The organism is Noviherbaspirillum sp., assembly GCF_035254865.1.
GTDB lineage: Bacteria > Pseudomonadota > Gammaproteobacteria > Burkholderiales > Burkholderiaceae_D > Noviherbaspirillum.
The window spans coordinates 12,098-27,226 of the sequence record NZ_DATFAF010000064.1; the positions used below are offsets into that span (position 1 = coordinate 12,098).

Sequence of the window (15,129 nt, forward strand, 5' to 3'; positions counted from 1 at the left end):
GGTTCAGGCAACCTGCTGTGAAGTCTTCGCCGTTGCATTCGGTGCATTTGGCGCATCAAATGCAGTCAGCAATGCCGATTCCTTCTCCCTGGCTGCCTTCAGGTTCTTTTCCTTCACGTGACCGAAGCCGCGAATGTCTTCCGGAATGCTGGCGATCGCGACTGCCTTTGTGAGATTTCCTTCCGTCAGTTTCGGCAACAGCGCTTCCATTGTTTGCCGGTACTGCCCGATCAGCGCGCGCTCCGTCTTGCGCTCCGCGGTATGGCCGAAAATATCGAATGGACCGCCACGCAGGAACTTGAATTTCGCAAGCACGCCAAAGGCTTTCATCATCCAGGGACCGAACTCCTGCTTGATCAGGTGCCCGTTCGCATCGCGTTTCGCAAACAAAGGCGGCGCGAGATGGAACTTGAGCTTGTAGTCACCTTCGAACATGCCCTCGATCTTGGCCTTGAACGCCATGTCGGCATGCAGGCGCGCGACCTCATACTCGTCCTTGTAGGCCATCAGCTTGAACAGGTAGCGAGCGACGGCTTCGGTCAGACGCAAGGGTTTCTGATCGACCACGTCGCGTTCCGCGCTGCGCACCTTCTCGACGAAGTCGCGGTACTGCCGTGCGTAAGCAGCATTCTGATACTTCGCCAGATAATCGACGCGCAAGTCGATCATCGCATCGAGCGACGGTGCGCGCTTGAATTCGATCACTTGCGCGGCAGTATCGTTCATCTTCGCCAGGCGTTCGACCGCAGCCCAGTCGTGCGCGGCATTGCGGCCCCACACGAAGGCCTGCTTGTTGAATTCTACCGAGACGCCGTTCAGTTCGATCGCCTTCATCACCGCAGCTTCCGACAGCGGCACCCAGCCTTTCTGCCAGACATAGCCGAGCATGAACATGTTGGTTGCAATGTTGTCGCCCATCAGCGCGGTGGCAATCTTGCCCGCGTCGATGAAGTCCGCACGTCCGTCGCCGCAAGCCGTGCGGATGTCGTTCTCGGCCGCTGCACCGGGATGTTTCCAGTCCGGATTCTTCACGAAGGCAGCCGTCGGCGTACCGGTCGAATTGACGGCCGCGTAGGTACGCCCCTCGCCCATGCGCGACACGGCATCACGACTGGCGGTGACGATCAGGTCGCAGCCGATCACCAGATCGGCTGCACCGGTGCCGACGCGGGTCGAATGGATCTCATCCGGATGATCGGACAAGCGCACGTGTGACATCACCGGCCCGCCCTTTTGCGCGAGGCCGCTCATATCCAGCACGGAGCAACCCTTGCCTTCGGCGTGCGCTGCCATTGCCAGGATCTGGCCGATGGTGATCACGCCCGTGCCGCCAACGCCCGTCACCAGGATGCCGAAGGGTTTTTCCGTGGTCGGCAGCGCGGGATAAGGCAGGTTGCTGCCTTGCAGAATCGGCAGCTTCTTCGCGCCCGCGTCATCGCTGACGACGGCTTTCTTCGGCTTCTTCAACTGGCCGCCTTCGACCGTGACGAAGCTCGGGCAGAAGCCCTTGACGCAAGAGAAGTCCTTGTTGCACGAGGATTGATTGATCTGGCGCTTGCGCCCGAACTCGGTTTCCAGCGGCTCGACCGACAGGCAGTTCGATTGCACGCTGCAATCGCCGCAGCCCTCGCAAACGGCTTCGTTGATCACGGTGCGCTTGGCCGGGTCCGGATACTCGTTGCGCTTGCGGCGGCGCCTCTTTTCGGAAGCGCAGGTCTGGTCGTAAATGATCGCCGACACGCCCTTCACCTCGCGCAATTCCCTCTGCACCGTGTCGAGCTCATCCCGATGGCGGATCGTCACGCCCGGCGCCCAGTTCACGCCGGCCGGATATTTGCCCGGCTCGTCGGTCACCACCACGATCGGGTTCACGCCCTCGGCGGCGATCTGGCGTGAGATCATCGCCGGGTCGAGCGGGCCGTCAAACTGCTGGCCGCCGGTCATCGCCACCGCATCGTTGTACAGGATCTTGTAGGTCATGTTGACCTTGCCCGCAACGGCGGCGCGGATTGCCAGCAAGCCGGAATGGAAGTAAGTGCCGTCGCCCAGGTTGGCGAACACATGCTGCTCGTTGGTGAACGGCGCGTGGCCGACCCAGGTCACGCCCTCCGCCCCCATGTGCGTGAAGGTCGCCGTGCGGCGGTCCATCCACAGCACCATGTAATGGCAACCGATGCCGGCCAGCGCGCGGCTGCCTTCGGGCACATTGGTGGAGGTGTTGTGCGGGCATCCCGAGCAGAAATGCGGAATGCGGTCCTTGTTGGGATCGGGCTTGGCGCTGCCGACCTTGAGCACCGCTTCCTTTGCTTCCAGATAGGCGATGCGTTCCTTGACGCGCTGCTCGATCGGCTGGCCGGCGAAGTATTTCGAGATGCGGGTGGCGATGGCGCGTGCGATCTGTGCCGGGTTCAGTTCATAGGTCGCCGGCAGCAGCCAGTTGCCGTGGCCCTCGCGGTGGTTGCCGCTCCACTCGCCGGTATCGTCGAACTTGCCGACCACGCGCGGACGCACGTCGTCGCGCCAGTTGTAGAGTTCTTCCTTCAGTTGGTATTCGAGGATCTGGCGCTTCTCTTCCACCACGATGATTTCTTCCAGGCCCTGCGCGAAGGCGCGCACGCCCTCGGCCTCCAGCGGCCAGGTCATGCCGACCTTGTACAGGCGGATGCCGATGTCCCGCGCGGCCGCTTCGTCGATGCCGAGGTCATACAGGGCCTGACGCGTGTCGAGATAGGACTTGCCGGCGGTGATGATGCCGATGCGCGCACGCGGGCTGTCCCAGATGATCCGGTTGAGCTTGTTGGCGCGGACATAGGCCAGCGCGGCATACCACTTGTAGTGGTTCATGCGCGCTTCCTGCTCCAGCACCGCATCCGGGTAGCGGATGTTGAGGCCGCCGGGCGGCAATTCGAAATCGGTGGGCGATGCGATCTGCACGCGATCCGGATCGAGTTCGACCGAAGCACCGGACTCGACGAGGTCGGTGACGCATTTCATCGCCACCCATAAACCCGTGTAACGACTGATGGCCCAGCCATGCAGGCCGTAGTCGAGATATTCCTGCACCGTGGACGGATACAGCACCGGAATCCCGCAGGCTTTCAGGATGTGCTCGCTCTGATGCGCTGCGGTGGAAGATTTCGCCGCATGGTCGTCGCCGGCCAGCACCAGCACGCCGCCGTTCTTGTCGGTGCCGGCCATGTTGGCGTGCTTGAACACGTCGCCGCAGCGGTCCACGCCCGGCCCCTTGCCGTACCACATCGAAAACACGCCGTCGTACTTCGCTCCCGGAAACAGGTTGACCTGCTGCGTCCCCCATACGGCGGTCGCGGCCAGGTCTTCGTTCATGCCGGGATGGAACTTGACGTGATGAGCTTCGAGATATTTCTTCGCCTTCATCGCGGTCATGTCGACATTGCCGAGCGGAGATCCGCGATAGCCGGTGATGTAGCCGGCGGTATTCAATCCCGCCAGAACGTCGCGCTGGCGTTGCAGCATTGGCAAGCGGATCAGGGCTTGCGTGCCGGTCATGAAAGCGCGGCCGCGCTCCAGCGTGAACTTGTCGTCGAGGGAAATGTTTTCCAGCAGCTGACGCTGCCCGGAATTCAGGGGTGCATTCATTCGGTCTCCAGGCCAAAAATTGTGTTCTTGGGTGCGATGGTTTCGCTGTCAAACTGACCCGCCTTGTGGGCTTGCCGTTTTATCGTTTTGACACGTGCACATTAGCACAGCAGCGCATGTCACTCAATGCACACTGCAACAGCGGGGAGGTGTAACAAGGCGTAAATGCCTTGGTGAAATTGCAGCGGCGTACTTACAGTTAATCAGTCGGAAAAAGCGCTTCAGAGGGTAACATGCAATCCACTTTTCTGCTGATGGTCGGGGCAGCGGTATTCGGCGCCAGCATGGCAGTCGCGCAGTCGGCGAGCGAGCCGGCCGCTCCAAGCAAGCCGCACTTTCTCGCCAGGTTCGATGAACAGTTCAAGGCCGCGGACAAGGACGGCGACGGCGCGCTCTCCAGGACAGAGGCGGAAGCCGCACACTGGGGCCGCCTCACCGACAATTTCGATCGCCTCGATACCAACAAGGATGGCAAGGTGACGCGCGACGAAATCCGGGCGCTGATGCGCCAGCGGGTGTCGAGCTGAGACGCCTGCGTATCAGCGGTTCGGTGCAATATTGATCTCGCCCGGCAACAGACTGTTCGCCGGCAAAGCCTCCTCCATCCTGATCCTTTCATAAATCGGCGCGAAGTCCGGCGCGGTCACGTCGAACAGATGCTGGTAATCGCGGATCACGAAATAAGTTTCCTGGTACGAATCGATCTTGTACAGCGTGCGCATCGTGCGCTCCGCCTCCAGCGCAATGCGGCGCGGCTTCGGACTGGTCAGGCAATATTCGATCTCGCCGCCGGATGACAGGATGCCGGCGCCATACGCACGCAAGCCCTGCGGACTTTCAATCAGTCCGAACTCCACCGTGTACCAGTACAGGCGCGCCAGATACTTCAAGGCGTCAAGCCGCAATGCCTTCAAACCGCCCTTGCCGAACTGCTGCAGATGATCCGCAAAAATCGGATTGAACAGGAGCGGCACATGCCCGAAGAAGTCGTGGAAGATGTCCGGCTCGACGATGTAGTCGAATTCATGCGGTTCGCGCAGCCACACCGTCACCGGAAAGCGGCGCTCGGCGAGATGCTCGAAGAAAGTCAGATCGGGAATCAGGCCCGGCACCGCGACGAGCTGCCAGCCGGTCGCCTTGTGCAGCGCTTCGCTGGTGCGCTCCAGGCACGGGATTTCCGCCGATGCGTCGAGCTTGCCGAGGCTGTCGATGAACAGCTCGCAGGCGCGCCCGGGCAGCAGCTTCGCCTGGCGCTGATACAGCTTGCGCCACAGCGCCTGCTGCTCCGCCGTGTAGCCGCTGCTATCCTGCCTGACCACGTACTGCGCGTCGCACCGGCTGTAGTCGCCACGCAGGCTGGCGCCATCCGACTTCTCTTCCAGGGTCTTGAAGAAATCAGCCTGGTCGACCGTGGTGTTCATGCTCTGCTCCTTAGGCGGAAACGCTGTCGCTCTTCAGCACGCCGCGACGAATCTGATCGAGCTCGATCGACTCGAACAATGCGCGGAAATTGCCTTCGCCGAAGCCCTGGTCGCCCTTGCGCTGGATGATTTCGAAAAAGATCGGTCCAATGACGGTTTGCGTGAAGATCTGCAGCAGCAGCTCACGCCTTGTCGCATTGCTGTTGCCATCGATCAGGATGCGCAGGCGGCGCAAGTCGGCGACACGTTCGCCGTGCTGCGGCAGGCGCTTGTCGACCAGGTCGTAATAGGTCTCGATGGTGTCCTGGAACGCCACCTGCCTGGTCTTCATCGATTCCACCGTCGCGTAGATATCGTTGGTACCGAGCGCGATGTGCTGGATGCCCTCGCCGTGGTAGAGATCAAGATACTCGGCGATCTGCGATTTGTCGTCGGACGACTCATTGATCGGGATGCGGATCTTGCCGCAGGGTGAAGTCATGGCTTTCGACTTCAGGCCGGTCAGCTTGCCCTCGATATCGAAATAGCGGATCTCGCGGAAGTTGAACAGGCGCTCGTAGAATTCGGCCCATTCCTTCATGCGGCCACGATGCACGTTGTGCGTGAGATGATCGATATAGGTCAGGCCGTGGCCGACCGGATTGGCAGCGGCGCCGGGAATGGCAACGAAGTCGACGTCATAGATGCTGATATCGCCGATGGCGCCCGCAGCCACACCGTTCTCGCCTTCCTTGCCGCGCCAGCGGTCGACGAAATAGATCAGCGAATCCCCGATGCCCTTGATCGCGGGAATGTTCAGTTCCATCGGCCCGGTCTTGTTGTCGAAGCCCCAGGCGCCGAGCTCCAGCGCGCGCCGATAGGCATACGCGGCATCCTTCACGCGAAACGCGATCGCGCAGATTGACGGCCCGTGCTGGCGGGCGAAGCGTTGCGCGAACGAATCCTTTTCGGCATTGATGATGAAGTTGATGTCGCCCTGGCGGTACAGCGTCACATCCTTGTGGCGATGGCGGGCGATGGCGACAAATCCCATCTGCTCGAACAGCGCACCGAGCGCTTTGGGATCAGGGGCGGCATATTCGATGAATTCGAAGCCGTCCGTGCCCATGGGGTTGTCCCAGGGTTGGAATTCCATGCCTGTCTCCTTGTGTGATTTTGGCAAATATCTGCTTCAAGTATAGGCAAGGACATGCGGCATAAAATTTTAAAATGTGGGCACACATTCAAAATATTGGCAATAATATTGCCAATATTTTTTTGAAATTGGTGATCCATGTCAAAAATAAACCTGGACAAGACGGACCTGAAGATCCTGTCGATTCTGCAGTCCGACGGCCGGCTGACCAACCAGGAAGTGGCGGACCGGGTCAGCCTTTCGCCTTCGCCTTGCCTGCGACGCATCAAGAATCTGGAGGAATCGGGCGTCATTCGGCAGTATGTCGCCCTGCTCGATCCGGACAAGATCGGCCTCGGGCTGCTGGCCTATGTCAACGTGCGCCTGGAAAAACACAGCGATACGCCGACCGGGAGTGTGCGCTCCCCGCGCGCCGACTTTGCTGCCTCGGTAGACAACTGGCCGGAGGTCGTCGCCTGCTACGCGATGACCGGCGAGATGGATTATTTACTGCGCGTGCATGTGGAAGACATGGAACACTTCTCGCGCTTCATGATGGAAACCCTGCTCAAGCATCCTGCCGTGCTGGATGTGAAGTCGAGCTTTGCGTTGCAAAAGATCAAGGACACGACGGCGCTGCCGCTGGTTTGATACTGGTTTAGTCCACGGAAAGCGCGGAAACAGTTTCGTGATACCCCGCATGCATTGCATATCAACACCAGCGGACAGTCTTGCACGGATGTTCTTGTTTTCGTGTATTCCGTGTTTTCCGTGGACCAATCAATCAGCCCTTCTTCATCCCCGGCAATTTCCGCAATAATTTCGCGGCAGCCTTGGCGTTCGCTTTCATGGTGTAGTCGAAGGAGGCGAACTGCTCTTCCACCGCCTCGGCCAGCATGCTGCCGGGATTGGCCGGCGTGAGCTTCAGATAGGCATCCGCTTCGCCGTAGTCGCGATGAATTTCCATGCCCGCCTTGGCCGCGATGTGGATCATGGTCTGGTTCGACGACAGGCAGTGCATGTAGAGCGTGTCCACATCCTCGTTGCGGCAGTGGATGGCGCCGCGCTCGAACAGCTTGGAGCCGATCCCCATGCCGCGCGCCGTGGCCGAAACGGACACGCCGAATTCCGCGATGCGCGCTTTCAAGGTCGCTTCGCTCAGTGGCGGCAGCGCCTCGCGCGGCGCAAAAGCCAGATGTCCTACGCCCACCAGCCGAAGATTGTCGTCGTACACGCCAAACACCGTATCGCGCGAGAAGTCGAGCATTTGTACATAGCGCGTGATCAATTCATCCGGCAGCACCGTGCCGAAACGCAACAAGCGATCGCTCTCGTCCAGCGCGAGAAAGTGCATCAACAGGCGGCGCCGATCGCGCTCGGATAGCTCCTTGACGCGTATCGTCGGCTTGTCCGAACCGGACTGATCATCACTGTTCGGCGGAGGGGCGCTCAGGCCAGCCAAATCGGTCGTTTTCATAGTGCAATCCTGATAACTGTAAACAATTTGTGCAGCGCACAATGCCATTCTAAGCGAAACGGAAAAATGATGGGATAAGCGCCTTCATTAATGCGATTTGCTTGATGCAACTCAACGTAAGATGTCGTGTAAGTGATCTTGCCCGTTACGTAAAACCCACAATTGCGGCGCTGTTGGCAAGATTCAACAATGACCTCCCGCCTTCTCTGAAAAAGGATCTCACGATGGCTGCTGCTTTGCGTAAATTGATCGCATCCATGTTGTTTATCGGCACTGCGATCACGGCATCGGCCGAGACCGGTGTTACCGACTCCACCATTCTCATCGGCCAGACGGTTGGCCTGACCGGCACCGTGGCCGCCCCTGTCAAGGAGCTGAATGAAGGCGCCAATGCCTACTTCAACCTCATCAACAGGCAAGGCGGCGTGCATGGACGGAAAATCGAGATGCGCATGCTGGACGACAAGTTTGATCCTGCGCTGACACTCGCCAATGCGGACACCCTGATCAAGAAGGATCAGGTCTTCGCGCTGTTCGGCGGGCGCGGAACGCCGCACACCCAGGGCATCCTGCCGCTACTTGAGGCAAACAATGTGCCGCTGGTCGCGCCCAGCACCGGCGCCGCCGTTTTTCATGAGCCGGTGCAGCGCCTGCTGTTCAACATCCGTGCCAAGTACCAGGATGAAGTCATCCGCGCGGTCGAACATTTCGACACCATCGGCGTGAAGTCGATCAGCATCCTGCATGTGGACGACGCCTTCGGCCAGGACGGTCTGGCCGGCTTCAAGAAGGCCATGGAAGCACGCAAGCTGACGCCGGTCGCCATCACCAAGTTCGCGCGCGTCAATCCGGACTACAAGGCCACGGCAACGGAAGTCATCAAGCCCAATCCGGGCGCGCTGATCATCGTCAGCTCCGCCAAGAACACGGTGGAAGTCATCAAGGCCATCCGCGCGCAAGGCGGCCATATGCTGATCATGACGATGTCGAACAATTCCTCGGACGCCTTCGTCAAGGACCTCGGGCCGGCCGGCTATGGCGTGATCGTCTCGCAGATCACTCCCGCCCCGCATCTGCTGACGACGCCGCTCGGACAGGAATTCCACTCCGCCACCAAGAACACCAAGGTAACGATGTCCTATGCAGCGATGGAAGGCTTCGTCAACGCGAAGGTTTTTGTCGAGGGACTGCGCCGCGCCGGACGCAATCTGACACGCGAAGGTTTCATTCATGCGATGGAATCGATGCAGCGCGTCGACTTCGGCGGTCTGATGGTGACCTACGGCCCGCGTGACCACACCGGCAGTGAGTTCGTCGAGCTGACGATGATCGGCAAGGACGGCCGCTTCGTGCGCTGAGGCAGCCGGGCGCGTGCGCAATACCGTCGCGCATGCGCAGGTTATGGGAATGGATTTATCAGGCTGTTGAAAAACTACTGCGCGGACCGATTTTTGGGTCTGCGGTGCTCTGCGTACCGCTTGTACGCTTGCGCTCCTCGCCCCAAGTCTCGGCCCGCGCGCTACGTGTTTCAACAGCCTGTTATATCATCATCTGACGATATAAATTGATGATCGGAAGGCTTCCGCGCGCTTCATGCGGGCGGCAGGACTGCCTTCAGACCACCCAGAAATGAGCGCACGTGCATGCCGACCACCGTCTCGGCATCGAGCGGATTGGCATCGCGATAGATATGGCGGCGGATGGCCAGGTGCGACACCGCGCCGTGCAGGATCCAGCCGATTTCCTGCATGTATGCCGGATCTTCCGGCGGGCGCAGCTTCGCCTCGCGCGCGGCTTCTTCGACAATCATCTCCAATAGGTGCGTGACGATTCCCGCGATGTAAGTCGGCGCCATTCCCTCTTCGGACAGCGATGCATACAGGAAAAGGCGCAGCCAGCGTCGCGTCAGGATGCAGTCGTAATATTCCTTGTAAAACGCCATCAGGCGTTCCTCGATCGGCTTGCTGCGGTCCCTGAGCTGGACGAACCAGATTGCCTTGATCGGTCCCGCGATCTCCGTCTCGTAAACTGCATTCAGCAAGGCCGCCTTGTTGGGAAACAAGCTGTATAGCAGCCGCTGCGACACGCCGCACGCGTCAGCCAGGGCGCGCGTTTGCGCCGTGAGTCCGTACTCGGAAAAAAATTCGTAGGCCTTGGTCAGGATTTGTGCACGGCGTTCTGCCTGCGGCATGCGTGCAGTCGGGCGTCGGCCCTTGCCTTTCGGGGCCGCGGATTTTTTGTGCCGGCTTTCGGCTAGCAGGTCGGACTTTGCTTTCATCGTTGTTTTTTGGCTTGGCGCACAGGCCCGCCCATGTTTGTGGCAAAATATATCGTCAGTTGACGATATAAGAAATGGATCGAGGAAGTATTTTACCCAACTTCTTTGGTCGGGTATTCATTCAAGGGGAGAAAAAAGTGATTCTCGAAATGCGCACCTATCAGGTGCAGGCAGGCAAGGCGCCGGAGTTCCTGAAAATCTATCAGGAAAACGGTCTCCACATCATCACGCGTTACGCCAATCTGGTCGGCTGCTGGACCAAGGAATCCGGCACGCTGAACTCGATTGTCTTTCTATGGGGTTATGACGATTTCGGCCATCGCAGCACCCAACGCTCGCTGTTGGCGGCCGATAAGGAATGGCAAGCGTTCGTGCCTTCGATTCTCCCGTACCTGGTCCATCAGGAAAGCGTTTTCCTGAATCCGGTCAGTTTCTCGCCGATCAAGTAATCCCATGCCAGTCAGCGTCTTTGAAATCTTCAAAATCGGCATCGGGCCGTCGAGCTCGCATACCGTGGGCCCGATGTGCGCGGCCCGTCAATTCGCGCAGGATCTGGAAGCCGGCGGCCTTCTCGGCCAGGTCGGCAGCGTGACTGTCGACCTTTATGGCTCCCTTGCGTTGACCGGCACCGGACATGGGACCGACCGCGCGATCCTGCTCGGCCTCGCCGGCAAAGCGCCGGAGACCGTGGATGTCGACAGCATCGGCCCGACGCTGGCCGCGATCCGTCGATCGGGGACAATCTCGCTCCTCGGCAAGCACCTGATTCCCTTCTCGGAAACGTCGCATCTCTTGTTCCACATGGGGCGCACGCTGCCGCAGCATCCCAACGGAATGCGCTTTACCGCAAGCGATACGCATGGCCGGCTGCTGCTGCAGCAACTCCTGTTTTCCATCGGCGGCGGCTTTGTCGTGAGTGCCGACGAGATCGGCAAGCCCGTACAGTCATCGGTCGCCTGGCCGCACCCCTATCGTTCAGCGCAGGACATGCTGCGGATCGGGCGCGAACGGAACATGTCGATCGCAGCACTCGCTTTCGAAAACGAACAGGCACTGCGCAGCGAGCGTGACATCATCGTGGAAATCGACCGCATCCGGGCCACAATGCGCGCATGCATCGAACGCGGCCTGCAACAGGAAGGCACCCTGCCCGGCGGGCTCAATGTTCGCCGCCGCGCACGCCACCTGCATGAACGCCTGCTCGAAAAAAAGAATGGGCAACCCTTGCAAGAGCTGGATTGGGTAAATGCCTTCGCCGTCGCGGTCAATGAAGAGAACGCCGCAGGCGGCCGGGTCGTCACCGCACCGACCAATGGCGCAGCCGGCATCATTCCCGCAGTCCTGCGCTTCTATGAACAGTTCTGCGACAACGCGTCGACACAGGGCATGCGAGACTTCCTCCTGACCGCCGCGGCGATCGGCTCGCTATACAAGGAAAACGCCTCGATCTCGGGTGCTGAAGTCGGATGTCAGGGCGAGGTCGGCGTCGCGGCCTCCATGGCCGCGGCAGGTCTGGCCGCCGCCCTCGGCGGCACCAACGAACAGATCGAGAACGCCGCCGAGATCGGCATGGAACACAATCTCGGGCTCACCTGCGACCCGATCGGGGGCCTGGTGCAGATTCCCTGCATCGAGCGCAACGCGATGGGGGCGACCAAGGCGATCAATGCAGCGCGCCTGGCCCTCTGCGGCGACGGAACGCACCATGTATCGCTGGACAAGGTGATCGAGACGATGCGGCAGACCGGGGCGGATATGCATAGCAAGTACAAGGAGACTTCGCTGGGGGGGCTGGCAGTGAGTGTCGTGGCTTGTTGACGGATGACGGTGAAGCACTCGACTCTTCGGCGATTCCGTACCCCACCCAGGGGCTACGGAATTGAATCACCGAGGAGAGACACAGCCCGACTCCCCGATCGCCGCTGGCCCTTTCGCGTGCGCGACCCGCAAATCCTCCGACAGCACAATCCCGTTTTTCGCCGCCGTCATCTCCGCAAGAATCGAGATCGCAATCTCCGCAGGCGTCTTGCTGCCAATGTAAAGTCCAACCGGCCCTCGCAAGCGCGCAATCTGCTCATCATTCAGATCAAACAGCTTAAGCCGCTCGCGCCGTTTGGCGTTGTTGGCGCGCGACCCAATCGCGCCGACATAAAAGGCATCGGACTTCAAGGCCTCCATGAGCGCCAGGTCATCAAGCTTCGGATCATGCGTCAACGCCACCACGGCGCTGCGGCGATCCAGCTTCATTTCGATCACAACATCATCCGGCATGGCATGCCGCAATTCGACTCCCGGCACCTGCCAGCCATCGCGATATTCTTCGCGCGGATCGCACACCGTCACGGCGTAATCCATGCCAGCGGCAATCTGCGCGACAAAGCGCGATAACTGCCCTGCTCCAATGAGCACCAGGCGCCAGCGCGGCCCATGAATCGTCGTCAAGACATGCTCCGATGCGTGCATGCTCATGCCGGCACCCGCCGGTCCCAACACGACCCGCCCTGTTGCGAGATCGAGGCGGCGTGCTACCAATTCGCGGCGGGAAAGCCGCTGCAGCAATTCATCAATGCGGCTGTCTCCGCACAAGGGTTCAATCGCCAGTTGTATCGTGCCGCCGCACGGCAGACCGAAGCGATGTGCCTCGTCCGCCGTGATTCCGTAGGTGATCAACTCCGGACGCGCTCGGGTGATCCCCTCTTTGCGCACGCGCTCGATCAGATCGTCCTCGATGCATCCGCCCGACACCGATCCGACCACGCGGCCATCCTCGCATATCGCGAGCATCGCGCCTTCCGGCCGCGGACTCGAGCCCCAGCTCTTGATGACGGTCACGAGTTCACATTTGCGGCCTGCGTTGATCCAATCATCGCAGGCTTTCAATACTTCGAGATCGATACTGTCCACGGATGCCCCTTCGCTCTATGCGCGTGACAGATATTGCTCCACCAGGCGCACCCAGTAGGTCGCACCTATCGGCAGCAAGGCGTCGTTGAAATCATAACTCGGGTTGTGCAGGTTGCACGGACCCAGCCCGTGCCCCACCGAGCGATGGTCGCCTTCGCCGTTGCCGATGAACACATAGCAGCCCGGCTTTTCCTGCAGCATGAAAGCAAAGTCTTCCGCCCCCATTGTCGGCTCAACCGCTGGGTTGACATTCGCTTCGCCGACGATCGACTTCATGACGTCGACCGCGATGGCGGTTTCCTTCGCATGATTGATGAGGGCCGGATAAAGGCGCTCGAACTTGAATTCGATCTCCGCCTCAAAGGCGGCGGCCGTATGTTCCGCCATGATCCGCATGCGGGTTTCAATCAGGTCCAGCACCTCCGGCCGGAAGGTGCGCACGGTCCCGATCAGGCGTGCTGTGTCGGGAATCACATTGGTCGCGCTGCCGGAATGGATTTGCGTCACCGACAACACGCCGGCGTCGAGCGGGCTCTTGTTACGGCTGATGATGGTCTGCCAGCCCTGCGCGAGCTGCAAGGCAACCATGATCGGGTCTATGCCCTTGTGCGGCTGCGCGGCGTGCGCGCCCTTCCCCTTCACGATTACTTCGAACTCGTTCGATGAGGCCATCATCGGCCCCGGCGTGACGCCGAAGGCGCCGACCGCCTGCCCCGGCCAGTTATGCATGCCGAACACCGCGTCCATCGGGCATTGCGCAAACAGTCCGTCATCCATCATCCGTCTGGCGCCGGCGCCGACTTCCTCGGCCGGTTGAAAGATCAGGTAGACGGTGCCGTCGAAATGCCGGTAGCGCGACAGATACTGCGCTGCGCCCAGCAACATCGCCGTATGGCCATCGTGACCGCAGGCGTGCATCCTTCCGTCGTGCCTGGAAGTATGAGCGAAGGTATTCGCTTCCCGCATCGGCAGCGCATCCATATCGGCGCGCAAGCCGATCGCGCGCTGGCTGTTGCCGTTCCTGATGATGCCAACCACGCCGGTCTTGCCCATGCCGCGCACAATGGGGATGTTCCACTCGGTCAGTTTTCCGGCAACCAGATCGGCGGTTCGCTGCTCTTCGTAGCAAAGTTCGGGATGCGCATGAATGTCGCGCCGGATCTGTTGCAATTCGGGATGGAACTGGATGATCGGATCAATCAGGTTCACGCGTTTCTCCGGAGAGTGGGTAGTTGGCGAAAAAGGCGCACGAGGCGCCTTTTCTCAGGTGATGACGTCGAGCGCAGGTCAGAAGAAATGACGCAGGCCGACGTTGACGCCACGATCGCCGATGCCGGTATCGGAGCCATTGTTGACGGTGAATGTCGCGCCATTCTTGTTGCTGATGCGCGAATAAACCGTGTAGACATCGGTGCGCTTGGACAAGGCATAGAAGTAGCCGAGCGCGAACTGGTTGGCATCATGGTTGGCGGCGGTCCGGTCATCCTTGCGGATATAGGATGCGCGCACCGTGCTGGCGCCGAACGGCACCGTTGCGCCGATCAGGTAGTCGCGATTGTCTGTGGAACCCTTGGCGGCCGGGCCGTCGTTGTCGCTGTAGGCAAGGTGCAACTTTGCGACGCCGAAGTCATATGTGCCCGCGAGCATGGTGTTCCTTGTGCTGGCGATGGTCGACGGATTGCCGTTGCGATTGTGGTAGGCAAGACGTACATTCACCGGACCAGCCACATAGCCGATGGAACTCCCCAGCTGGCGGCCGGCAGAGTTGTCGCCTGCGACTTCGCCAAGGCCATACAGGACGTCGGCGGTAAAGCCGTTGAAGGTCGGCGTGGTGTATTTGATGGCATTATTGACGCGCACGCCATCCGGATCGATGAGGTTATGCGCCTGACCGGAAAAACCGACATTGAACGGATCGGCCACTTGCGCGATCGCAAGGAAGCGCGGGCTGTACTGGCGCCCCAGCGTCAGTGCGCCCGAATTGCCCTTCAGGCCAACGAATGCCTGGCGCCCGTACATGAGCCCGCCCTGGCTCAACGCACCAGTGTCGGCGGTGAAGCCGGACTCCAGCACGAAGTTTGCCGACATGCCGCCGCCGAGATCTTCGGTACCGCGAAAGCCGATGCGCGAACCAAACGGATTGGACAGCTTGGTGGCTGAGCCGGCCGCGCCGCCGCCCTGGAAGTCCAGTGCGAGATCCATGATGCCGTAGACAGCAACATTGGTCTGCGCCGAAGCGGCTCCAGCGAATGCACCCAGCACAGCAAGCGCAAGTAGCGATTTTTTCATTAGTCTCTCCTGAGGAAGCAGTATTTTT

13 protein-coding genes are annotated in these 15,129 nt (G+C 60.2%); 5 read left to right on the forward strand and 8 right to left on the reverse strand.

The window, feature by feature from the left end:
* Positions 1-3 precede the first annotated feature (3 nt).
* The gene (locus tag VJ651_RS15455) at positions 4-3,618 is read right to left on the reverse strand and encodes an indolepyruvate ferredoxin oxidoreductase family protein (protein ID WP_324108308.1); all 3,615 of its coding nucleotides are present in this window, start codon (positions 3,616-3,618) and stop codon (positions 4-6) included.
* 233 nt (positions 3,619-3,851) lie between these two features.
* Between VJ651_RS15455 and VJ651_RS15460 the strand changes: the two genes are divergently transcribed.
* Positions 3,852-4,145: an EF-hand domain-containing protein gene (locus VJ651_RS15460; RefSeq protein WP_324108309.1), complete on the forward strand. Its 294-nt coding sequence runs from the start codon at positions 3,852-3,854 to the stop codon at positions 4,143-4,145.
* Positions 4,146-4,157: 12 nt separating this feature from the next.
* On the opposite strand, the gene phhA is transcribed toward VJ651_RS15460, so the two are convergent.
* Entirely contained in the window at positions 4,158-5,039 is an 882-nt protein-coding gene (gene phhA, locus VJ651_RS15465) for a phenylalanine 4-monooxygenase (RefSeq protein ID WP_324108310.1), read from the reverse strand.
* 10 nt (positions 5,040-5,049) lie between these two features.
* Entirely contained in the window at positions 5,050-6,174 is a 1,125-nt protein-coding gene (hppD, locus tag VJ651_RS15470; protein ID WP_324108311.1) for a 4-hydroxyphenylpyruvate dioxygenase, read from the reverse strand.
* A 138-nt stretch (positions 6,175-6,312) separates the two neighbouring features.
* On the opposite strand from hppD, the gene VJ651_RS15475 reads away from it, so the two are divergent.
* Positions 6,313-6,804: an Lrp/AsnC family transcriptional regulator gene (locus VJ651_RS15475; protein ID WP_324108312.1), complete on the forward strand. Its 492-nt coding sequence runs from the start codon at positions 6,313-6,315 to the stop codon at positions 6,802-6,804.
* Positions 6,805-6,937: 133 nt separating this feature from the next.
* Here VJ651_RS15475 and VJ651_RS15480 read toward each other — a convergent pair whose 3' ends face one another.
* Positions 6,938-7,630 (reverse strand): GNAT family N-acetyltransferase, encoded by a 693-nt coding sequence (locus VJ651_RS15480; protein ID WP_324108313.1) that lies wholly within the window; start codon positions 7,628-7,630, stop codon positions 6,938-6,940.
* A gap of 224 nt (positions 7,631-7,854) precedes the next feature.
* Here VJ651_RS15480 and VJ651_RS15485 point away from each other — a divergent pair, with 224 nt between their 5' ends.
* Positions 7,855-8,988: an ABC transporter substrate-binding protein gene (locus tag VJ651_RS15485; protein WP_324108314.1), complete on the forward strand. Its 1,134-nt coding sequence runs from the start codon at positions 7,855-7,857 to the stop codon at positions 8,986-8,988.
* Positions 8,989-9,221: 233 nt separating this feature from the next.
* On the opposite strand, the gene VJ651_RS15490 is transcribed toward VJ651_RS15485, so the two are convergent.
* Positions 9,222-9,908 carry a TetR/AcrR family transcriptional regulator gene (locus tag VJ651_RS15490; protein ID WP_324108315.1) on the reverse strand — a complete coding sequence of 229 codons (687 nt, stop codon included), beginning with the start codon at positions 9,906-9,908 and terminating at the stop codon, positions 9,222-9,224.
* A gap of 137 nt (positions 9,909-10,045) precedes the next feature.
* Here VJ651_RS15490 and VJ651_RS15495 point away from each other — a divergent pair, with 137 nt between their 5' ends.
* Both VJ651_RS15495 and VJ651_RS15500 read left to right on the forward strand, forming a co-directional pair.
* Positions 10,046-10,357, forward strand: a complete 312-nt coding sequence (locus VJ651_RS15495; RefSeq protein ID WP_324108316.1) for an NIPSNAP family protein — start codon at positions 10,046-10,048, stop codon at positions 10,355-10,357.
* Positions 10,358-10,361: 4 nt separating this feature from the next.
* Complete coding sequence (locus VJ651_RS15500) at positions 10,362-11,726, forward strand: L-serine ammonia-lyase (RefSeq protein ID WP_324108317.1); 1,365 nt, start codon at positions 10,362-10,364, stop codon at positions 11,724-11,726.
* A gap of 66 nt (positions 11,727-11,792) precedes the next feature.
* Here VJ651_RS15500 and VJ651_RS15505 read toward each other — a convergent pair whose 3' ends face one another.
* From VJ651_RS15505 to VJ651_RS15515, 3 genes are all read right to left on the reverse strand, one after another.
* Positions 11,793-12,812 (reverse strand): XdhC family protein, encoded by a 1,020-nt coding sequence (locus VJ651_RS15505; protein WP_324108318.1) that lies wholly within the window; start codon positions 12,810-12,812, stop codon positions 11,793-11,795.
* Positions 12,813-12,827: 15 nt separating this feature from the next.
* On the reverse strand, positions 12,828-14,021 hold the full coding sequence (locus tag VJ651_RS15510) for a M20 aminoacylase family protein (RefSeq protein ID WP_324108319.1): 1,194 nt from the start codon (positions 14,019-14,021) through the stop codon (positions 12,828-12,830).
* A gap of 78 nt (positions 14,022-14,099) precedes the next feature.
* Positions 14,100-15,101: a porin gene (locus tag VJ651_RS15515; protein WP_136413393.1), complete on the reverse strand. Its 1,002-nt coding sequence runs from the start codon at positions 15,099-15,101 to the stop codon at positions 14,100-14,102.
* Between the last annotated feature and the right edge of the window lie 28 nt (positions 15,102-15,129).

What these genes read in the sequence shown, in the direction of transcription:
- VJ651_RS15455 (WP_324108308.1), bottom strand. Translation starts at nt 3,618, where the DNA reads ATGAATGCACCCCTGAATTCCGGGCAGCGTCAGCTGCTGGAAAACATT.
- VJ651_RS15460 (WP_324108309.1), top strand. Translation starts at nt 3,852, where the DNA reads ATGCAATCCACTTTTCTGCTGATGGTCGGGGCAGCGGTATTCGGCGCC.
- phhA (WP_324108310.1), bottom strand. Translation starts at nt 5,039, where the DNA reads ATGAACACCACGGTCGACCAGGCTGATTTCTTCAAGACCCTGGAAGAG.
- hppD (WP_324108311.1), bottom strand. Translation starts at nt 6,174, where the DNA reads ATGGAATTCCAACCCTGGGACAACCCCATGGGCACGGACGGCTTCGAA.
- VJ651_RS15475 (WP_324108312.1), top strand. Translation starts at nt 6,313, where the DNA reads ATGTCAAAAATAAACCTGGACAAGACGGACCTGAAGATCCTGTCGATT.
- VJ651_RS15480 (WP_324108313.1), bottom strand. Translation starts at nt 7,630, where the DNA reads ATGAAAACGACCGATTTGGCTGGCCTGAGCGCCCCTCCGCCGAACAGT.
- VJ651_RS15485 (WP_324108314.1), top strand. Translation starts at nt 7,855, where the DNA reads ATGGCTGCTGCTTTGCGTAAATTGATCGCATCCATGTTGTTTATCGGC.
- VJ651_RS15490 (WP_324108315.1), bottom strand. Translation starts at nt 9,908, where the DNA reads ATGAAAGCAAAGTCCGACCTGCTAGCCGAAAGCCGGCACAAAAAATCC.
- VJ651_RS15500 (WP_324108317.1), top strand. Translation starts at nt 10,362, where the DNA reads ATGCCAGTCAGCGTCTTTGAAATCTTCAAAATCGGCATCGGGCCGTCG.
- VJ651_RS15515 (WP_136413393.1), bottom strand. Translation starts at nt 15,101, where the DNA reads ATGAAAAAATCGCTACTTGCGCTTGCTGTGCTGGGTGCATTCGCTGGA.